General features: G+C 38.1%; 19 protein-coding genes. 6 read left to right on the top strand and 13 right to left on the bottom strand.

Features of this window, described 5'->3' with window-relative positions; genetic code table 11:
* The first annotated feature begins 337 nt into the window (after positions 1–337).
* From ABJQ32_19700 to ABJQ32_19710, 3 genes are read left to right on the top strand one after another with little or no spacing between them, the layout of a single operon-like run.
* Positions 338–2,008, top strand: coding sequence for a serine hydrolase (locus ABJQ32_19700; GenBank protein ID MEP5291890.1), 1,671 nt, complete (start codon positions 338–340; stop codon positions 2,006–2,008).
* Positions 2,009–2,023: 15 nt separating this feature from the next.
* Complete coding sequence (locus tag ABJQ32_19705) at positions 2,024–2,350, top strand: helix-turn-helix transcriptional regulator (protein ID MEP5291891.1); 327 nt, start codon at positions 2,024–2,026, stop codon at positions 2,348–2,350.
* A complete protein-coding gene (locus ABJQ32_19710; GenBank protein MEP5291892.1) occupies positions 2,350–5,022 on the top strand; it encodes an ABC transporter permease in 2,673 nt (890 codons plus the stop codon). The genes ABJQ32_19705 and ABJQ32_19710 overlap by 1 nt, the downstream gene beginning before the upstream one ends.
* 55 nt (positions 5,023–5,077) lie before the next feature.
* On the opposite strand, the gene ABJQ32_19715 is transcribed toward ABJQ32_19710, so the two are convergent.
* Both ABJQ32_19715 and ABJQ32_19720 read right to left on the bottom strand, forming a co-directional pair.
* The gene (locus ABJQ32_19715) at positions 5,078–7,642 is read right to left on the bottom strand and encodes an FtsX-like permease family protein (protein ID MEP5291893.1); all 2,565 of its coding nucleotides are present in this window, start codon (positions 7,640–7,642) and stop codon (positions 5,078–5,080) included.
* Between the two features lie 7 nt (positions 7,643–7,649).
* Positions 7,650–7,976 (bottom strand): PadR family transcriptional regulator, encoded by a 327-nt coding sequence (locus ABJQ32_19720; protein ID MEP5291894.1) that lies wholly within the window; start codon positions 7,974–7,976, stop codon positions 7,650–7,652.
* A gap of 416 nt (positions 7,977–8,392) precedes the next feature.
* On the opposite strand from ABJQ32_19720, the gene ABJQ32_19725 reads away from it, so the two are divergent.
* The 3 genes from ABJQ32_19725 to ABJQ32_19735 all read left to right on the top strand — a co-directional run bounded on the left by ABJQ32_19725 (position 8,393) and on the right by ABJQ32_19735 (position 10,765).
* Positions 8,393–8,629: a hypothetical protein gene (locus ABJQ32_19725; GenBank protein MEP5291895.1), complete on the top strand. Its 237-nt coding sequence runs from the start codon at positions 8,393–8,395 to the stop codon at positions 8,627–8,629.
* A gap of 130 nt (positions 8,630–8,759) precedes the next feature.
* Positions 8,760–9,992 (top strand): putative DNA modification/repair radical SAM protein, encoded by a 1,233-nt coding sequence (locus ABJQ32_19730; protein MEP5291896.1) that lies wholly within the window; start codon positions 8,760–8,762, stop codon positions 9,990–9,992.
* Positions 9,992–10,765, top strand: a complete 774-nt coding sequence (locus ABJQ32_19735; GenBank protein ID MEP5291897.1) for a TIGR03915 family putative DNA repair protein — start codon at positions 9,992–9,994, stop codon at positions 10,763–10,765. Before ABJQ32_19730 ends, ABJQ32_19735 begins: the two co-directional genes overlap by 1 nt.
* Positions 10,766–10,880: 115 nt before the next feature.
* On the opposite strand, the gene ABJQ32_19740 is transcribed toward ABJQ32_19735, so the two are convergent.
* The 11 genes from ABJQ32_19740 to paaC form a co-directional block, all read right to left on the bottom strand.
* A complete protein-coding gene (locus ABJQ32_19740; protein MEP5291898.1) occupies positions 10,881–11,381 on the bottom strand; it encodes an aspartyl protease family protein in 501 nt (166 codons plus the stop codon).
* A 109-nt stretch (positions 11,382–11,490) separates the two neighbouring features.
* Positions 11,491–12,273, bottom strand: coding sequence for a LytTR family DNA-binding domain-containing protein (locus ABJQ32_19745; GenBank protein ID MEP5291899.1), 783 nt, complete (start codon positions 12,271–12,273; stop codon positions 11,491–11,493).
* The gene (locus ABJQ32_19750) at positions 12,245–13,387 is read right to left on the bottom strand and encodes a histidine kinase (protein MEP5291900.1); all 1,143 of its coding nucleotides are present in this window, start codon (positions 13,385–13,387) and stop codon (positions 12,245–12,247) included. The genes ABJQ32_19745 and ABJQ32_19750 overlap by 29 nt, the downstream gene beginning before the upstream one ends.
* Positions 13,388–13,620: 233 nt before the next feature.
* On the bottom strand, positions 13,621–14,715 hold the full coding sequence (gene hisC, locus ABJQ32_19755; GenBank protein ID MEP5291901.1) for a histidinol-phosphate transaminase: 1,095 nt from the start codon (positions 14,713–14,715) through the stop codon (positions 13,621–13,623).
* Positions 14,716–14,784: 69 nt separating this feature from the next.
* Positions 14,785–15,201 (bottom strand): hydroxyphenylacetyl-CoA thioesterase PaaI, encoded by a 417-nt coding sequence (gene paaI / locus ABJQ32_19760; protein ID MEP5291902.1) that lies wholly within the window; start codon positions 15,199–15,201, stop codon positions 14,785–14,787.
* A gap of 76 nt (positions 15,202–15,277) precedes the next feature.
* Positions 15,278–16,435 (bottom strand): 3-hydroxyacyl-CoA dehydrogenase NAD-binding domain-containing protein, encoded by a 1,158-nt coding sequence (locus ABJQ32_19765; GenBank protein ID MEP5291903.1) that lies wholly within the window; start codon positions 16,433–16,435, stop codon positions 15,278–15,280.
* Positions 16,435–17,208, bottom strand: coding sequence for an enoyl-CoA hydratase-related protein (locus tag ABJQ32_19770; GenBank protein MEP5291904.1), 774 nt, complete (start codon positions 17,206–17,208; stop codon positions 16,435–16,437). The genes ABJQ32_19765 and ABJQ32_19770 overlap by 1 nt, the downstream gene beginning before the upstream one ends.
* A 29-nt stretch (positions 17,209–17,237) precedes the next feature.
* On the bottom strand, positions 17,238–17,603 hold the full coding sequence (locus ABJQ32_19775) for a four helix bundle protein (GenBank protein ID MEP5291905.1): 366 nt from the start codon (positions 17,601–17,603) through the stop codon (positions 17,238–17,240).
* Between the two features lie 42 nt (positions 17,604–17,645).
* Positions 17,646–18,107, bottom strand: a complete 462-nt coding sequence (gene paaD / locus ABJQ32_19780) for a 1,2-phenylacetyl-CoA epoxidase subunit PaaD (GenBank protein MEP5291906.1) — start codon at positions 18,105–18,107, stop codon at positions 17,646–17,648.
* Positions 18,107–18,961 (bottom strand): GNAT family N-acetyltransferase, encoded by an 855-nt coding sequence (locus ABJQ32_19785; GenBank protein MEP5291907.1) that lies wholly within the window; start codon positions 18,959–18,961, stop codon positions 18,107–18,109. The genes paaD and ABJQ32_19785 overlap by 1 nt, the downstream gene beginning before the upstream one ends.
* Entirely contained in the window at positions 18,879–19,634 is a 756-nt protein-coding gene (gene paaC / locus ABJQ32_19790) for a 1,2-phenylacetyl-CoA epoxidase subunit PaaC (protein MEP5291908.1), read from the bottom strand. Before paaC ends, ABJQ32_19785 begins: the two co-directional genes overlap by 83 nt.
* Between the last annotated feature and the right edge of the window lie 50 nt (positions 19,635–19,684).

Consider the following 19,684-nt stretch of genomic DNA (forward strand, 5'->3'; position numbering starts at 1 on the left):
GATGTAGATAGATACTAGAATGATGTTATTACTTTTTATAGCTCAGAAAACAGTCTAATCATGAGCTATAAACTAACAATTTATAGCTCATACCTTTCTTTTGATTAACTCAAGGCAAATCCCTCGGCAATCTATACGGGATGGGAGCCGAGCTGTTCCACGACAAGGCGTACAGCGTGAGCATAAGTAGTGTTGGAATGCAGTTTATCTCTCCAACTTTTATTCTTTTCATAAAAACGCAACTATTTATTCGACATTTACGATTAATATATTAATTTCGGTTTTGTCGAATAAATAAAAAGGACTAACACTTACAGAGCCGAGTAAATAAAATACTATGAGAAATTTCACAATTATTCTACTGCTAAATGTAGCCTCTGTATTAACATCATGCGGTCAAAATTCATCTCTTGAAGGATCAGGTTTTGTTCCAACGGAAGGGATTACAGTCCCTATACACAAGTCAAACCTTGGTAAAATCATTTTCACGTCTGAGGTGATCCCTTTAGATAAATACAAGGAGAGTGATTTTCTATCTTCTTTTGAAATCGAAGAAGATAGCGAATTCTACATTAGAGCATTTTTTGGTAATTCATTGACCAATTACCTGCATGAACTAGACACTACTCTATCAGCGGAGCAATTGACGAAAAAAGGTAATTATCAGCTTTCGTTCTATGTAGATGGCGATCTCATTTATACTGAGAACGTCAATACAGGAGCTGGTTCGCCTAAATACAAAAATAAAAACACAACCTTGCATGTCCCATTATTAAGTCAGATAAACACGGATTTTTGGAGTCGGTTTTTATGGATGCGTTTTTACTATAAAAATGGTGGTGAAGCTGCATTAGAAACAGGAACACATCTTCTCAAAATAGAAATACGTCCATACCTGAAAAATGACGAAATCATTGTTGGTGACATTATTGCTGAAGGTGAAATCAACTTAAAACTGGCTGAGCCGGAGAAGGTGTCAGAAGAGCAAATAGCTATTCAGCCAATTGAAAAAAATAATGATTGGGAACCATCAAGCGATAGTTATGACGAAGAGAAAATTAGAGAACTCAATCAAAAAATCGCTCAAAATAAATTCAAGGACATCACCAGTGTTGTGGTTGTCAAAGGTGGTAAACTTCTCATTGAGGAATATTTTAATGGTGCAAATCGGAATACGTTACATGATACACGTTCCGTTGGAAAATCTTTTGCGTCTACCATAACAGGTATCGCCATTGAAGAAGGCTATCTTAAAAGTACGGATCAAACACTCAACGAATTTTATGACCTCACCAAGTTTGATAACTATTCAACTCAAAAAGATCTTGTAACATTAAAAAGTCTCTTGACCATGAGTTCGGGATTTGATGGTTCTGACAGTAATTATGATTCGCCTGGAAATGAAGATAACATACAAAGTACCGATAATTGGATGGAGTCCACTTTAAATTTATCTATGGATAATACGAGGAAGGTAGGTGAGCAATGGGATTATTTTACAGCCGGTGTTATGGTTCTTGGTGATATTATAGAAAAATCTGTTCCAGGAGGTTTAGAAAAATTTGCAGATAAAAAATTGTTTGAACCTTTGGGAATCTCTAATTATAAATGGTTCTATACCCCGCAAAATGTACCCTATACTGGAGGAGGGTTAGAAATGAATTCCTTAGATTTTGCTAAGTATGGCCAACTCTACAAAAACGATGGTGTTTGGAATGGGAAACAAATTTTACCATCACAATGGGTAACCAAGACCATGACAAATTATTTTCCAGAAATACCAGATCAACCCGGTTATGGCTTCTTATTCTGGAATCAGATATTTTCTGTGAATGGCAAATCATACGAAGCTTTTCTATGTAATGGCAATGGAGGGAATAAAGTCATTGTTTTCAAAGATCAGCCACTGGTCATTATCATCACGGCTACAGCATACAATCAGGCCTATCAATCACAGGTTGAGAATATGTTACAGAACTACATTCTGCCGGCAGTATTAGAACAATAAAACAGTACACAACACATGAAAGGAACAAACCTTGGAGAGCTAGAAGAGATCGCATTGTTGGTCGTAGCAAATCTATTTGATAACGCCTATGGCATCCTGATCAAGCAAGAAATTGAAGAAAAATGCAATCGTACCATTACGATCAGTACGGTGCATAATGTACTTCAGCGACTCAGTGAAAAGGACTATTTGGAGTCAAGGTATAGCGACCCCACACCAGAACGTGGTGGTAAGCGAAAACTATTGTTTCGAGTGACTAAAGCGGGACAAGCTGCACTCAGGACGTCACGATCCATGCGGGAAAATTTATGGTCGGGAATACCTAAAGTTGCATTCGACTGATGAAAGTCACCCCACCTAAACAGTTAATCTGGCTTCTTTCCAAATGCTGCAATCCAGCACTCTGGGAATCCATTGAAGGCGACCTGATGGAACTCTTCCTTCTCGATCTCAAGAAAAAGGGGGAGAGAAAAGCGAAATTCAATTACTTCTTAAATGCACTGGCATTTCTTCGATATCACAGGCTTAGAAAAAGGCAAAACTCAAAAAAACTCAATCATATGGCCCTTATCCAAAACTATTTGAAAGTCTCTTTCCGAGACCTAAAACGAAACAAGACATTTACCGGCATCAACCTCTTTGGGCTCATTGCAGGCATGACCGTATCTCTTCTTATGTTTCAATATGTGCTTTTTGAAACGAGTTTTGATGACTTCAACGAAGATGCAGATCGCATGTATCGAGTAATCAATGATCGATATCATAATGGAGAGCTAATTCAGCGTGGAGCAATCACTTATCCAACCATTGGCCCCACTATGTTTAAGGACTTTCCTGAAATTGAAGCTTACACTCGAATGGTACCTAGCACTGGAAATTTCATCAACTATGAAGAGCAAGTCTATCGGACAGGTGACTACCTAATAGCAGATGAGCATTTCCATTCTTTCTTTTCTTATAAGTTAATCAAGGGCAATAAGAAAGAGTGCTTGGACGCTGCTTTCAAGATGGTAATCACAGAAAGATTTGCTAAAAAATTGATTAAGAAAGGAGAGAATATAACCGACTTGATTGGTAAGCCTATCAATTTCAATTATCCAACATCTTTCATGATCACAGGAATCATGGAAAATCCCCCCAAGAATTCCCATTTACAATTTGATTTCATTACTTCTTACAAGTCGTTTATTGCCATTGAAGGGCAGGGTGCCGATACCAGTTGGGAATGGTCTGATTTTTATCACTATATCAAACTCAAAAAGGGCGTCAACCCTGAATCTTTAAATAACAAACTTGCAGATTTTAGCCTGAGGTATTTCAAAGAAGGGGAAGTCACTGGTAATGACGAAAAGTTTTCATTACAACCTTTAAATGAAATTCACCTGGACGATACCATGGAATATGAAGTGGCAATCGTGACGAATGGGGAGACAGTGTGGCTCATGCTATATATCGCTATCTTCATTGTGCTCATCGCTTGGGTAAACTACATCAATCTCAATACAAGTAGAGCTATACAACGCGCAAAAGAAGTAGGAATCAGAAAGTCAGTAGGTGCTCAAAAAAGTCAAATCATTCGTCAGTCATTCATAGAGACTCTTCTATTAAACTTCATCGCTCTCACTTTATCTATAGGTTTTGTCTTTATTCTGCAACCTATCTTCAATAATATGACAGGCTTGGATTTGAGTATGTCTATCATCCTTTTTTCATCAGTGATGGGCATACCTTTTCCTATCTTATTGATAGGCATTCTTTTTATTTTACTTGCTTTAGTTGCCCTATATCCTGCCTTACTGGTGACAAGATTCAGTACCCAAGATGTATTAAAAGGGAGTTTTCAACTTAAAGGAGAAATAACCTGGCTAAGAAAAGGAATGGTTGTTTTTCAGTTTTCCCTAGCCGTCATTCTCATAACTGCAACCATTGCTATTGCCCGTCAAATAGAATATATGGTCAATCAAGATCTCGGAATAGATTTAGATAATACCATAGTCGTTTATGGTCCCGTGATGACTAATTGGGATAGCACATTTATCTATAAAATAGATCAATTTAAAAAAGACTTAAGTTCATTGTCAGGGGTAGAGATTGCCACCATCTCTAACAGAGTGCCCGGTTCGGGCATGGGAAGAATATTTAGGATTACATCAAGTGCAGATCCTGAAGCTCAAAACCTCACGTCCAACCACATGAGCATAGATCATGAGTTCGCAGAATTGTACAATGTCGAATTCATTACAGGTAGAGATTTTAACTACAGCGATCATGACTTTGACGGTGGTGCAATAAAAAATTTCATTATTAATGAATCTGCAGTTTCACTTTTGAAATTTGACTCTCCTGAAGATGCTGTAGGTAGGTCTGTTAATTTTTACAATAAAGACTGGACCATCATTGGAGTGATGAAAGACTTTCATCAAGAATCTTTACACCGAAAAATTGCGCCTATATTTTTGCTTCCATATTATTCTACAGGCAATAACTTCTCCATCAAATTTTCGTCGCAGGTTACTCCAGCATTAGTAGAGGCTATTGAAAAACGGTACAATCAATATTTTCCAGGTAATTACTTCGATTACCTCTTTTTAGAGGATGAGATTGACTCGTTATATGATGACGATGTTCGAGTAAGCAGGGTATCAAATGTTTTTGCCACCTTATCCATCATTATTGCTGTATTGGGATTGTATGGACTAGTGATGATTACACTGGTACGCAAAACCAAGGAAATTGGGATAAGAAAGGTGTTAGGTGCCAATCTTGGACAACTTTTGACACTGCTAAGCAAAGAATTTCTGTTGCTTGTAATCATTGCTGTATTAGTTGGAGCTCCAGTAAGCTATCTGACAATAATGGAATGGAAATCTGGATATGCTTATTCAATTAATATAGGCATTGGACTCATTCTTTTATCCTCCTTTATGTTGATTTTGATTTCTGCTATTACCATCGGTTTTCAAACGAGAAAGATCTCAGGAAATAACCCAGTTGAATCCTTACGATCTGAATGATCAGTTATCTAATTTAGCAGCCGATAAGGTGCTGGAGTAAAGCAGTCAGAATAGCCTACTCGTCCTTCAAGTGCACTACAGGATTCGATCGTGTAACATTGGCTGTTTGTGCAACGATGATAATGGCCAGGATAGCAATCACTGAAACAGCAGCGATCGCACCATGTTCCCAACCAAAACTGATGCGGTTGTGATAGTCTGCTAGCCACTGCTCTGCTAGGTATGCACTTAGCGAAATGCCTACGACTAGGCTCACAATGATTGGAATAGTGAATTTCTTGATCATCATCCATACAATTTGGTGATCAGCAGCTCCCATTACTCGGCGAACACTGAGTTCTTTCATCCTTCTCTGGATGGTTAGTCCCACGAGACCTAACAACCCAAAAGCTGATATGAATATGGCAATGATGCTCCCCAGTCCAGCAATCTTCGAGATTTTATCCTCTTGCTCAAACTTTTCTCGATACTCAGTGGCCATGTATTCATAATTGAGCGGAATTGGATCATACACAGCTTCCCACGCGGCAGCCATTTTTTCTTCTAAAACTGATCTGTCAGCTTCAGACTTAATCATGATTTGATAATTTGATCTTTCTTCAGGGGCATCAAAGAAAAGCATTGGACGAAGCTCAGATGCAGGACCAAAAGCGTAATAATCTTTGATCACACCTACGATTACGGAATTATCCTGAAAAGGAACAGACGACCCAATTGCATTTTTAGTTAATCCCACTTTGTATAGGAACGATTGATTCACCAAAACTCCATCTACTATGCCATGTTTTTTAGCATCATGAATGGATTCGCCTTCAATGATTTGAAGTCCCATTACACCTGTATAAGTACTGTCTATGTTTCCATACATCAAGCTGAATTGATGTTCTCCGTCATCAAAACCAGTCATACCATACCCACTTGATCCAGTGACCAATTGTATTTCAGGGATGGCTCGCAAATGATTCATAAATACTTCCTCTTCTCCGCTTCCAATTAATTCAGTTGGAATATCAATTCGGAGCACATTATCGACATTATATCCTTTGTCGAAGTTGACCAGGTAATTAAGTTGTCCTCTGAAGATCAACATGGAGGCAATCATTATGATCGAAATCGAAAACTGTACAATCAATAGTGTTTTAGTGACAAAAACTCCCTTCCCAATTTTTTGCTCTCCTTTGAGTGACTTGATGATCTTGAGCTTAGATAAGAGAAGTGAAGGATAAAATCCGCTTAGCAATGCAATTGAGGTGATGATCAAAAACAATCCTGGCAGGTTTTGTAAGTTGATTAGGTCAGCCAACCCAAACTGCTTTTCTACGAGAAGAGAGAATTGTGGTGCTAGCGCAGTATATAAGACAACCGCCAGTGCAGTAGATAAGATTGTAGTTAGAAAAGATTCGGTCATCAGTTGTTGAAAGACTCCTGAGTTCGCAGAGCCAATGATTTTACGAACAGCCACCTCTCTCGCTCTGTTCATGTAAAGTGAGATGCTGAAATTAGCATAGTTTATAATGGAGATGAGGAGGCACATGACCCCAGCAATTACAATGAACCAGATCAACTCACTATTTCCACCAGGTAAAAACCCTTTGGAAGCATAATATTTCTCTGAAAGATGCAGAGATGCTAAAGGGGCGAGACTCGCAATGTATGAGTGGTCTGTTTCCTCAGGATTCATCAACTTACCAATTTTGACCTTTAATTCTTCAACATCAGTAGAGGGATTAACTCGTAGCAAGACACTAAGATCGAAGTTGGTTGTTTTTGTCGCCTTGGTGGGAGATTCGTTCAGATAGTTGGCGTAGGGGAGGATGAGGTCTGCTCGTATGGACGTGTTTTTAGGTATTTCTTTGAACACGCCAGCTATCTGATAGGTGACGTAGTTGGCAGAATCTAAGAGTTGTATTTCTGAACCCACTGCCCGACCTTTAATGTCCAGTTTATAAGCTAATTTTTCAGAGATCACAACTTTGTCTGATGCTTCGAATGTACCAGGATCGCCCTCTACGAAATCCAAATCTAGAAACTCTAACAAGGTTTTTTCTGCAATAAGGTATTCTTGGTCAATGGTGCCTTCAGGAAGTTTCATGGTAGCATTGTCATCGGTAAATCTGGCTACCTTATCAACCTCTGGTAGTTCGTCCAAAACCTGCTGAACATAGACATGCGAGCAACCCGGGAAATTGATTAAGTTATCAAAGACATTTACTTGCGTAGACATCCGATAGATATTTTCAGACTCGGGGATATGTTTGTTGTAGCCCAATTGATCTGAAGCATACAGATAGGCAAACCAGCTAAATACAATTCCGATACTCAGTCCCAGAATATTGATAGAGGAATAGGTCTTTGTTTTCCACAGAAACCTCCAGCCCGTTTTGATGTGGCTCTTCATGAGTGTAAGTAATCGGTCCATTTTATCGTATGTTTTGAGGTTTGAAATGCGAAAGCTTAAGAGCGTTTCTTTAATGAATTGACGTTGGGCAAATCCTTTTCCTTTGGTATCCACACGCCAGTAGAAAGACTCGTGTAAGTCCCCCTGAATCTCTTCAAGTAGGTCTTCACGACAAATTTGTTGGAGCAGTCTATCTGCCCATTTAGGAGGATTTGGCTCCATAGATTAGTTAGATCGCTTGAAAATTAAATCCTGGGATAGCTTGCCAAAGGTTGTTGCGCTTCTCCTTTAGCTCATGTGCAATCCTAAATCCCTCTTGAGTGGCTTTGTACAAGCGCTTTCTTCGTCCACCTCGCTCAGAAGTAGGTTCTCCCATATTGGATTTTACTAACTTCTTTTTTTCTAGTCGCTTTAGGACAACATGGATGGCAGGTAAAGAAATGGTTTGTTCAAACTGCTCTTCATAGGCCTTAGCGATCTCCACGCCATACGTGTTTTCCTGTGCGAGCAGAATGAGTAGAATGATTTCTTCAAGGACACCAAGCTGTAGATTCATATCATTAACTTTTGTTTAAGATACGAATATGGTTAACTTTTGTTTAAGTAATGATAAGGTTTTTATAAAAAATCAAAATATTTAAAGTTGAGCTTCCGTCAATACTTCTTTTTTAAGTGAAAGGAGAGGGAAATCTTATTTAGGAGTGGGCTTAATAACTACTGGACGTTCCAGAAGATCCCGCAACAAGTGCGGGACTTGAAGTACACTTGCCGGACTTGTTCAGGTATCTTTCACAAATGAATAATTACACTTAATACTGAAGTGACATATTGCATGCAGCGAAGGATCTATATCCTTAAGTCATGCCGTGCTTGACACGGTATCTTCATCTTTGATTGCCGAAACAGAAGATTACGCATCAAGTGCGCAATGACAAGGACAATGAGATATTTAGATGTCCTCTAGCCCTCTTTATGAAAGGGGAAATCGACAGTTTTAAAAAGCTTGGAAACCATTATAATTTTTGTACTAAAATCCTCTTTTTCAAGGGAGGTGTGTTGGGAATAGCAGTTGGAGGAGGGGGTAGAAATGGTGTTCAAGGCAAATCCCTCTGCTACTTAGACGGGATAGTAGCGGCACCATGTAGAGCGAATAGCCCGACTATCATAAGAGGTGAAATACAGCTTGTTCTCTTCTTGTGTTCTTTATAAGGATGCTGAAACGAGTTCAACATGACTCCTGAGAAAAGTCCTTAACTAGAACGTCACCCTGAATTTATTTCAGGTCTTATAAATTCATCTAAATAATACTATTTTTAGTAATACTAATTAATTTAGTATTATGAAAATGAATGTAGAGAAGAAATTGGAAATATTGGCTGATGCAGCCAAGTATGATGTTTCATGTGCGTCTAGTGGAAGTAATCGGAAAAATGTAGGTAAAGGCTTGGGGAATGCGACAGGAATGGGAATTTGCCATAGTTACTCAGAAGATGGGCGATGTATTTCGTTGCTTAAGATATTGCTTACCAATTATTGTATTTATGATTGTGCCTATTGTGTAAGTCGGAAGAGTAATGATGTGCAGCGTGCTGCTTTTACAGTTGATGAGGTAGTGGATTTAACAATCAATTTTTACAGGAGAAATTACATCGAGGGGCTTTTTCTGAGTTCTGGGATTTTCAAGAATGCAGATTACACAAATGAGAGACTTATTCGCATTGCAAAAAAGCTAAGAACGGAGCATCGGTTCAATGGATATATTCATTTGAAAATCATTCCGGGAGCCAGCAGTGAAGTAATGGAGGAGGCTGGGCTTTATGCTGATCGGTTGAGCGTAAATCTTGAAATACCTTCGGAGAGAAGTTTAAAGAAAATTGCTCCGGAAAAGGATCATGTGAGTGTGTACAAGCCTATGAACTGGCTAACTAGCCGAATAGATGAGAACAGGGAAGATCGAAAAAAGTATCGGAAGGTAGGATCGTTTGCTCCTGGCGGGCAAAGCACGCAAATGATCATAGGTGCTTCTCCTGAACGTGATCTGGAAATCCTTCAGCTTTCATCTGACCTTTACACGGAACAAAAATTAAGACGGGTTTATTATTCCGGATACATTCCTATAAGCCAGGATACAAGATTGCCAGCATTGAAAACAGCTCCGCTTAAACGTGAAAATCGATTGTATCAGGCGGATTGGCTCTTTCGATTTTATGGGTTTGAAATGTCAGAAATTGTTTCCGAGAAGCACCCAGAGTTAGATTTAGAAGTTGATCCCAAGTTGGCTTATGCGCTGAGAAATCCGGATCTGTTTCCAGTAGATATCAACAAGGCACCTTATGATTTGATTTTGCGGATTCCAGGGGTAGGGGTAAAGACTGCTCAAATGATTGTGAAGTCCAGAAGGTATGGAAAGGTGCGTCTGGAAGATGTAAAGAAGATGGGCGCGGCAGTGAATAGAGCAAAGTATTTCATGCAGGTGCAAGGGAAAGCATTACCCATGATTGCAAGCGACCCTCATCGAGTGAGATCTGCCATTATTTATCAAAAAGGCAATGGACAAATGAATTTGTTCTGATGAGTGACCTGCTACTTTATGATGGAACTCGAGAAGGGTTTTTCACAACGATTTTTGAAATCTATGAACGAAGAATTGAACATGCAGCTATTCAAAAACTTAACAATTACTCTAAAGGATTGTTTGATGAGCCGAGAGTGATTATCACGGATGAAATGAAGTCAAATCGAGTGGTTGAGGGTTTTAAGCAAAAAACTCCCAAAGGAATCATTGAGATGTTGACTAAGGTGCTTCATTCCGAGTTGCAGGATGCGGAGGATATTGCCTTGAATATTGTTCGATCTGCTTTTTCCAGTCCAAAAGAATTAAGAATAGATTACCGTGATGAGTCAATTCTCAGAATGAAGCAAATTAATAAAATGATGCACCGAGAGATCCATCGAATGCATGCGTTTGTTCGCTTTCAAAAAACGATTGATGAAATATATGCGGCAACTATCTCTCCGGATTTTGACGTCATCCCCTTCATTGGGGATCATTTTGAAAAACGATATGCTGATCAGCAGTGGCTGATCTATGATACCAAGCGAGACTATGGACTTTATTATGATTTGAATGAGATGCAAACCATCACACTGACTAATGCTGGGTGGGTCTCTTCACATCAAATAAATGAAGCAGTATTGGCGAAGGGAGAGAAGATGTTTAAGGAAGCGTGGGCACGATATTTTCATGCTACTTGTATTCAGGAAAGAAAGAACATGAGGCTTCATCTTCAACATGTTCCACATCGCTATTGGAAATATCTACCCGAGAAGGCAATGAATTTTTGATCTTATTTTTTGAAATAAATACTGTTTCAAAAAGCACTCCGAAAGGAAACAAAACCTTTAAACTCTACTATTGAATATCAATTCTGCTCCTTGTCGAAGTGCTATGTCTTTGTTCTTATTGACTCAGGTAATTAAGAACTATCTTATTTTGACTATAATCGATGATAGCTCTATGATTGAGAAGAAAATCTGACCCTAAAATGCCGAGTACTTTCTGATTGTCCTTGGCAAGTATTCTATTCATCCCACTCAGGTCAGAGGCCGAGAATCGGTAGACCGCTATGGATTCTAGTCCTTTTAAATGGAAGGTCACCGGTGAAGTTTTCATCAGAGCTGATTTTCCTCCGAAGCTTGTTAAACCGTAAGCCAATTCTCTGTGATAAGTAAAATCGTATTTCTTAAATTGGTTAAAATCAAGAATAGAAGTGCTTGCTCCTGTGTCCACAATAAATTTTGCCCATTTGTCATTGACATATGCTTCCACTATCAAGATATTGTGATGAACTTCAAAGTTGATTGATAAGGGGTTTGAAGCTTTAGAATTGATTGGTTGAGGTTGAAAGGAACAACTAATCACGATAAAAGAGAGTGCTGATATATATGTTATCTTTTGCATAAACCTGATCCAAATAAACGGATCATAGTTGAGTGCAATTGAAGATTAGTGATGATAAGGAATCTGAGTGTTAAACTGTTTTTAATTTATCATTTTAAGTTCAAATCACTTATTTGCTCCCAATTTTGAAGGATAAATAGCTCTTAATCTTGCTAGAAAAGCTGCGACCTGACGTAATTTTTGATGAATTCATCATCTCAAAAGCGTACTCATTTTTACCCAGATATTTTATCTCTTTGATAAGATTGAGGTTTATGATATAGGATCGGTGAATTCTTAAGAACTCTGAGTTATTCAATTCACTTTCGAGTTCTTTCATTGTTTTTTTGTATAAGTAAAATTTATTTCCTGAATGGATTTTAGAATAGTTCCCATTAGACTCAATCATCAAAATATCTTGATGGTCGATGAAAATATCCCAACCCCTTTCAATAATTTTTATTTGACATTTTTCATCCTCGTAGGGCACATTATCTTCTTGGTTGATCAAAGCAGAAATTTGCTCAGTTATTCTGGAGGATCTACTAAGAGTGATAAATTCCTTAGCTCTCTCCACGACTTTAAAAAAACGAGAATTTTCGAACGGTTTTAAGACGTAATCAATGGCGTTGTACTCAAAAGCCTTTAGTGCATAGTTATCAAATGCAGTGATGAATATGACATAAGGCTTGTAATCAGGATCTAACCTTGTTAAGATGTCAAAGCCGGTTCCATCTGGCATCTTTACATCCAAAAATATTATTTCTGGCCTTTTGAATTTCATGACTTTTACGGCATCCTCTACTCCTGATGCCTCACCTATAATTTGTATTTCTTCATCAACCTGAAGCAGTTTTTTAATTCTTACCAATGCAAAAGGCTCATCATCGATTAATGCTACTGATATTTTCATTGGTTAACGCTTCTTTTTGAATTGTGAAATGAACTATGAAACCACCATTAGAAGAGGGCTTTGCTGAAAACGAGAACTGATCGCCGTAACATCTTTTGAGTCTTTCTTGAATGTTTTTCAATCCAATCCCAAAAGAAAAACTACTCTCATTTTTTAATCCCGCTCCATTATCCTCTACTTCTATAGTCAAGCAGTTTTTTTTGTCAGATGCCTTAAGATAGATTTTGCAATCGTCCAATTTTCTATAAAACCCATGCTTTATTGCATTTTCAATTGCCGGCTGCAAGATGAGTGATGGGACGAGTATATCTTCTACTTGAGGGTCAAGTGAAAAGTGAGTTATTAGTCTCCCGTCAAACCTTATTTGTTCCACTTCCAGATAGAGCTTAGCTAATTCGACCTCTTCTTTCAGTGGAATCATTTGAGTATCTGCTTCTTTCAATATCTTTCTCAAAAGAGCTCCTAATTTTGAGATCATGCGTTGTGCTAATTCTACATTTTCTTCCATCAAAGCTGAGACGGTGTTAAAAGAATTGAATAAGAAATGTGGATGAAGTTGATTCTTTAAAGCGCTCATTTGAGCTTTCAATAAATCAGCTTCAAGTAAGGAGTTTTTTAGTTTGGCTTTCTGAAAATTCTTTTGGTTGTGGAAGCTAAGTAGCACGAAATAAATGATCCAAAACTCAAAAAATGATTTTGAAAGTCCGAAAAATCCTGCTGTAATGCTAAAAACGAATTGATCACCTAATAATGCATCCTTATGTACCACTATGACATATAAGTTGTAAATCAATACCCCTATGACTTCATGAGCAAGCGTGAAAATTAATGATAGAGCCAGTAGATAACCAATTTGATTGAACTGTGATGGCGGGTTTTTGATTTTAGCTTTAAAAATCAGTGCATATAAGAGGGGAGCAAACCCAAGCCAAATAGTATGATTGATTAGAGGAAAAATTACATGATCGCTATCCCAGTAATTCGGCTTGCTTTTCACTTTCCCAATCCACGCAAATGATTGTATTGTGACGAGTGCGGTAACAGTAGCAGATACAATGAAAAAGCTTTTTAGGCTAAAAGGAAGTTGTGTGAAGTAAGCCTTGATTCTATTCATACTCCACAATATCACGCACAAAAACGATAAGAGGTTTTTTTTGAGGCTAAACAGGAAAAAAATGGATGAACGGGAAGTCGTCTATTTGTATAGAATGCCTCCAAATATCAGCAGTATAATGAAAGCTATGCCATCCGCGGATTTTAGACTATCCTAATCCGGAAAAGTGAAAAATCTGACAACAGCGCTGAAACAGACTATCGATATGAGTATAATATAGATTGTGCTTTTCTTTATGAAATGATACCTTCCAATGATTCAATAAAGTGTTGATTTTCCTCAGGTCGGCCTACTGATATTCGTATGCAGTGCTCTAGTGGAGGAAGTAGTGGTCTTACTAGCACTCCTTTTTCCATAAGAGCATTAAATACGTCCATGACTTCTTCTTTGTCTTTCCAGATTGTCATTACAAAATTGGCATATGAGGGAATGTATCTCACATTCAATCGATTCAATTCTTTATAGAAATAGTTGAGTCCCTTAGTATTATTAGTGATGGTTTCTTTGAGGAAGCTTGTATCATCCAATGCACCCATTCCTGCTGCTTGCGCTAAGGCAGTTGGCTCGAAGGTAAGTTTGGCTTTTGTCATAGCTTCGATGACTTTTTCATGGCCTACTCCAAATCCTAAACGAATTCCAGCGATTCCGTAAGCTTTGCTGAAAGTTCTCAATGTGAGCATATTTGGATAGTCCATTTTCAATGAATTGGGGAAATCTTTATTCATCGCTTCCGAGTATTCAAAATAGGCTTCATCCAAAATCACTAAAATATGATCAGGAACGTGTTGCATAAAATCTTCAATCTCCGCTCTTGTGATCATTGTTCCAGTTGGATTATTCACATTGGCGAGATAGATAACTTTTGTATTTCGATTGATTCTACTTTTAATAGAATCAAGATCAAAAGCATACCCATCAGTCATCGGCATAGCTACACAACGTACATTGTTGATGCGTGCCCAATTGTAGATGATTACAAACCCTCCTTCTGAAGTTAAGAATTCATCTTCTCCTGAGCAGAGAGCTCTGATGGCCAACATTAAAACAGACTCAGAACCATTTCCTAATACAATCTGATTTTCTGATTTGCCAAATTTCTTGGCGAGTCTTCCTCTTAAATCCATACTCAATGGATCTGGATAATAATTGATCTTTTCATAAGCGTCAATCACCGCTTGTTTGGATTTAGGTGAGTAACCTAGCGTATTTTCATTATTCCAAAGTATGGCCACCCTTTCCCAACCATATTCTTCTTGGAGCTGAGGAATGGTTTTACCAGGCTGGTAACTTTTGATTGTTGCAATATGATCAGGTATCTGTATGTTCATTTTATTGATGTGAAAATTGCAGATTTCGCAATTAGATGATTAAAATTCTAAGGTTGACTCATCTTCAAATTAACTAATCGGCCATTCCTCTTGTTTTCGAAAAACTACTCCTTTAAACAATGCTACCAATTCTTCCCCTCGATGCACCCTAACCAAATATTGTCCCAAGCTTCTGGAAGTGCTTTCTTTTTCAGCAGTTGCAATAAGCTCATCTCCTTCAAACACAGGTTTGATGTGGTTGATGGAAGTTTCTATGGAAACCGCTTTCTGACCATGACTGTTAGATGCGAAAGCAAATGCGCTATCTGCTAAGGAAAAAGAAATGCCTCCATGTGTAACTCCATGTCCATTGAGCATTTCATTGCGTACAATCATCTTGATTTTAGCAAATCCTTCTCTCACATCCAACACTTCTATACCTAGCCATTGACTAAAGGTGTCGTTAGCCATCATTTCAGCTACTATTTTTTCGGGGCTGGTTTTCATTTCTTGTAGATTCTTCGCTACACTCAGAATGACAATCTATAGTTGATTCTGCTATACTGACGAAGGAAGTATTTCGTTAATAAAACGTTTTTTCTCCTTTTTTCATTCTCCTCAATAAAGGACTACATCTATATCGATCTTCTCGGTACTCATCATAAAGTGCATCCAATCTATCTACGCACCATGAAATTCCAACTTCATCTGCCCATTTCAAAAGACCTTTTGGGTAATTCACACCTTTTGTCATCGCCACATCAATATCTTCTTTGCTTGCAATGTTTAGAAAAAGTGCATCTGCAGCTTCATTGATTAACATCACTAGTACACGATCTAGAATTTCGTTTCCTACCTCTTCATTCTTACTGGGTTCTGGCTTTGCAGATCCTTCTGCATAATTATAATACCCTCTTCCGGACTTTCGACCTAAAAAACCAGCTTCAGACATTCTCTTCTGTGTGAACGATGGCTTGTATCTAGAGTCATAAAAGAAAGATTGAAAGACTGTTTCAGTTACAGTATAGTTGATGTCATTCCCAATGAAATCCATTAATTCAAATGGCCCCATACGAAATCCTCCCAATTCTTTCATCGCCCAATCGATCGTAGGGAAATCGGCAATTCCTTCTTCATAAATTCGAAGTGATTCACCGTAGAAAGGACGTGCTACTCGATTGACGATAAATCCAGGAGTGTCTTTTGCTAATACTGTTAATTTCTTCCAGCTATCAACCCACTCCTTAGCTTGCTTGGTTGTTTCTGAGGCTGTTTGCACTGCAGGAATAATCTCTACCAAAGGCATAAGTGGTGCAGGGTTAAAAAAGTGGATCCCTACAAAGCGAGAGGGATTTTCTAATGAAGCTCCAATGGAGGCAAGAGAAAGCGAAGAAGTATTGGAAGCAATGATTGTATCCTCCCGAACAATTTTTTCTACAGCGCTAAATACTTTTTGCTTGATTTCCAGGTTTTCCACAATGGCTTCTATCACCAGATCTGAATTCTCGAAGAACTGTTGATCTTGGGTAAAATCAATTCGCCCAAGAATTTTGTCAGCAGTTATTTGATCAATTTTTTCTTTTTCAACCAATCTATTCATCACTTTCACCAGGCTAGCTGATGACTTCTCAAGAATTTCATTGTTTGTGTCATTAACAATAACATCCCAGCCAGCTGTGGCAGCTACCTGGGCTATACCCGTTCCCATGGTTCCGGCTCCTATTACGCTTAATTTTGGCATTACTTTCCTTTAAATTCTGGTTTTCTTTTCTCAATGAAGGCATTGACCCCTTCTTTATAATCATCCGTTTGAGTCGCTTTGAACTGCCATTTTTTTTCTAGCTCCAGCTGCTCATCGAGGTTATTGACAAATGATTGATTTAATAAGTGCTTGGTATAGGCCAATCCTTTTGTAGGCATATTTGCTAGTTTCTGAGCCACACCTTTAGCTTCTTCCATAAAGGAATCGTCACTAACTACTTTGTAGATCATACCTAATCGTTCCGCTTCAGTAGCGGATATTTTGTCTCCAAGCATCATTAATGCGGAAGCCTTTCCAAAACCAACAATCCTTGGAAGTGTGAATGTGCCTCCACTATCTGGGACTAATCCAATTTTACTAAAAGCTTGAATAAATGACGCTGATTCTGTAGCAACAACTACATCACATGCAAGGGCAATGTTAGCTCCAGCACCTGCGGCAACTCCGTTTACGGCAGCAATAACTGGCTTCTCGATACTTCTTAGTTGCTTGATGATTGGATTGTAGTGTTCATCTACAATCTGTTCAATTTCTAACCCATTGTCCGCGATCGCTTCCTGAAGGTCTTGTCCTGCACAAAATGCTTTTCCGTTTCCTGTTAGCATGATTGCTCTAATTTCCGGATCGTTCGCATAATCCTCTAGGACTTTTTGAATAGCTAAAGCAAGTTCTTTATTGAAGCTATTGAAAACATCTGGACGGTTGAAAGTCAAGATGCCAATGTTGTTTTTCTTAGTAGTTATTAGTGACATTAGTTATTAGTTGATGAGTGGAGTAGTATTTATCCTTCACTTTTTCGTTTCTTCAAATAAGTTATATATCCATTTATCATTTTCATTAGTTCCTCATGCAAAGGAATAAGCTTGCTAAAGTCATGTTCAGTGAGATACTTTTCGTCTAGAGCTACCGTCAAATGATCAAAAGTTTCAACAAGACTTCCTCTCGCAGTTCTACAAAATTGAATGTTTTCTTGATAATGATATCCGCCATGACCCTCTGCAATATTAGCTGTTACAGACCTGGATGACCGAACAATTTGGTCTTTAAGTTTATATCTTTCATGATCAGGAAATGATTTTGATAATGCCGATATATCATTTCGAAACATTCTAGATTTCTTCCAAATTTCAAGGTCCGTAAGTTTCATTTAGGTCTTGTACTATTTAACTAATCTACCAATCAACCAAAACTAGTGACACTTGAAGTAGTCGAATGGCTCCAGACAATCATTGCATTTGAACAATGATTTGCAGGCTGTAGACCCAAATTGACTTAATAATTCAGTGTTTTTTGAGCCACACTGAGGACATTCTATATCTTCAGGATTGGTGGGATTTGGTGGAGCTATGCCATATTCTTTAAGTTTTTGCTTTCCTTCTTCGCTCATCCATTCAGTAGTCCATGCAGGGGAGAGGACGGTGGTTATTTTGAAGTTTACAATTCCTTCTTTTTTTAACGTGTTATTGATATCTCTTTCAATCTCTAACATTGCGGGACATCCTGAGTAAGTAGGAGTGATAATCACCTCCAGATTGTCGCCATCTATGATGACATCTCTTACGATTCCTAAGTCCAATACAGAAATAACAGGAATCTCTGGATCAGTTACAGCTTGAAGTAATTCGAGAATATGACTCTTTTCAAGTACCATTATGCAAATTCGTAATAGGTTGTATAATCCTTGAACCCAAACTTCATGTAAATGTTTAGTCCATCTTTTGTCCCTTGAAGGATGGCGTTTTTAAAGCCTAAATCCTTTGCCATATTCAATGCAAAAGTTAATAAAGTGGTTCCAATACCCATTCCTCTATATTTTTCAAGTGTAGCAAAACCATAAAATCCGACAGTTTTACTATCTGATGGGAAAAGCTCAACACAAGAAACAGGTTGGCCATCATGATAGTAAATCAAGAGCTGAATGCCATTATCAGGATCCAAATAATAATTAACAGTTTTTTCATAATAGCTAAGAATATTTTGATCCGCTGGCGTCCAGTTTTTAGCTATGATATTTGCATAAGTTGCTAAAGTCTTCGAATCTTTTACTGATTTTATATTCTCATATTTTTCGTCCGAAATTGACTGATAATCTTTCAAGTCTAATGCCATCCCAACTTCACTTGCCTTTTCTTCAATGTTGAAACTCTTAAATAGACTCTCGACATTAGAACATAAGCTTTCTTGATTGACCCATATGCAATAGTCCAATTTATTTAACCTGAAATAGTTCAGTGCTTCAACTAATTCTTCCTTAGTTACATCTGAACGATGAATATAGATGATGTTGAATGTGTCACACGAAAGTCCACTATCTACAAATAAGAGATGTTTCAAATCGAATGCTTTCATTCCATCACAAAAAGCAGGAATTTTAGTAGCATGTTGTTGAAAATTATCTGAAATGATTTTCAACATGATAGTATTACCACTCCTGGCCAGGGTATGCTCTTTGGAGAAATTGAAGATCAGAAAGTATAAAGCCCAGGTGCTCTGTATGCCTTCCATCTTTTCCACCTTCATGAGCGTAAGTACTTTCAGGGGCCTCAAGAGTTGCTTCGATGAGCACTTCACGGATCTTAATATCTCTTTTTTCTTTTAAAATAGTCATATCAATACCATAGCCCTCATCCATAGCCTTGGTTTCTGTTTGATTTGGGTTGCTAAGTTCACCAGCATATGACCACAAATTACTTACAGCCTCTTTTATACGGTTTTGACTCTCCTCAGTTCCGTCTCCCAATCGAATAACCCAGTCTCCACTCCACTTTACATGATAAAGTGCCTCTTTATGAGACTTAGCGGCAATAGCAGCTAACTGTTCATCTTGACTCTCCATTAGAGCTTCATAAAAGTTGACGCTGTATGTATCAAAAAGAAATTGGCGAAAGATAGTATGAGCAAAATCTCCATTAGGTTGCTCAACTAACAACACATTCCTATAACCGCCAGCATCTCGTAAATAAGCCAGGTCATCTTCGGATTTTCCTTCTCCTTGAATTTCAGCGGCATATTGGTATAACATTCTTGCTTGACCGATGAGGTCCAAACTAATATTAGTCATAGCAATATCTTGCTCTAGAATAGGACCATGTCCGCACCATTCAGCTAAACGCTGACCAAGGATTAGGCAATTATCTGCGTGTTGTAAGGTGTAGTTGTATAGGTTTTCGTTTTTCATAGTTTAACCATTGTCAGTCATTCTGAACTTGTTTCAGAATCTATTAACCT

It is taken from the genome of Marinobacter alexandrii, assembly GCA_039984955.1.
Lineage (GTDB): Bacteria > Bacteroidota > Bacteroidia > Cytophagales > Cyclobacteriaceae > Ekhidna.

Bases quoted from the DNA above. Each gene is read 5' to 3' on its own strand.
- ABJQ32_19745 (MEP5291899.1), bottom strand. From the start codon at position 12,273: ATGAAAATATCAGTAGCATTAATCGATGATGAGCCTTTTGCATTGGTA.
- hisC (MEP5291901.1), bottom strand. From the start codon at position 14,715: ATGAACATACAGATACCTGATCATATTGCAACAATCAAAAGTTACCAG.
- ABJQ32_19705 (MEP5291891.1), top strand. From the start codon at position 2,024: ATGAAAGGAACAAACCTTGGAGAGCTAGAAGAGATCGCATTGTTGGTC.
- paaI (MEP5291902.1), bottom strand. From the start codon at position 15,201: ATGAAAACCAGCCCCGAAAAAATAGTAGCTGAAATGATGGCTAACGAC.
- ABJQ32_19750 (MEP5291900.1), bottom strand. From the start codon at position 13,387: ATGAATAGAATCAAGGCTTACTTCACACAACTTCCTTTTAGCCTAAAA.
- ABJQ32_19785 (MEP5291907.1), bottom strand. From the start codon at position 18,961: ATGGAAGGCATACAGAGCACCTGGGCTTTATACTTTCTGATCTTCAAT.
- ABJQ32_19730 (MEP5291896.1), top strand. From the start codon at position 8,760: ATGAAAATGAATGTAGAGAAGAAATTGGAAATATTGGCTGATGCAGCC.
- ABJQ32_19725 (MEP5291895.1), top strand. From the start codon at position 8,393: ATGAAAGGGGAAATCGACAGTTTTAAAAAGCTTGGAAACCATTATAAT.
- paaD (MEP5291906.1), bottom strand. From the start codon at position 18,107: ATGGTACTTGAAAAGAGTCATATTCTCGAATTACTTCAAGCTGTAACT.
- ABJQ32_19765 (MEP5291903.1), bottom strand. From the start codon at position 16,435: ATGCCAAAATTAAGCGTAATAGGAGCCGGAACCATGGGAACGGGTATA.
- ABJQ32_19775 (MEP5291905.1), bottom strand. From the start codon at position 17,603: ATGAAACTTACGGACCTTGAAATTTGGAAGAAATCTAGAATGTTTCGA.
- paaC (MEP5291908.1), bottom strand. From the start codon at position 19,634: ATGAAAAACGAAAACCTATACAACTACACCTTACAACACGCAGATAAT.
- ABJQ32_19715 (MEP5291893.1), bottom strand. From the start codon at position 7,642: ATGGAGCCAAATCCTCCTAAATGGGCAGATAGACTGCTCCAACAAATT.
- ABJQ32_19720 (MEP5291894.1), bottom strand. From the start codon at position 7,976: ATGAATCTACAGCTTGGTGTCCTTGAAGAAATCATTCTACTCATTCTG.
- ABJQ32_19710 (MEP5291892.1), top strand. From the start codon at position 2,350: ATGAAAGTCACCCCACCTAAACAGTTAATCTGGCTTCTTTCCAAATGC.
- ABJQ32_19770 (MEP5291904.1), bottom strand. From the start codon at position 17,208: ATGTCACTAATAACTACTAAGAAAAACAACATTGGCATCTTGACTTTC.
- ABJQ32_19700 (MEP5291890.1), top strand. From the start codon at position 338: ATGAGAAATTTCACAATTATTCTACTGCTAAATGTAGCCTCTGTATTA.
- ABJQ32_19735 (MEP5291897.1), top strand. From the start codon at position 9,992: ATGAGTGACCTGCTACTTTATGATGGAACTCGAGAAGGGTTTTTCACA.
- ABJQ32_19740 (MEP5291898.1), bottom strand. From the start codon at position 11,381: ATGCAAAAGATAACATATATATCAGCACTCTCTTTTATCGTGATTAGT.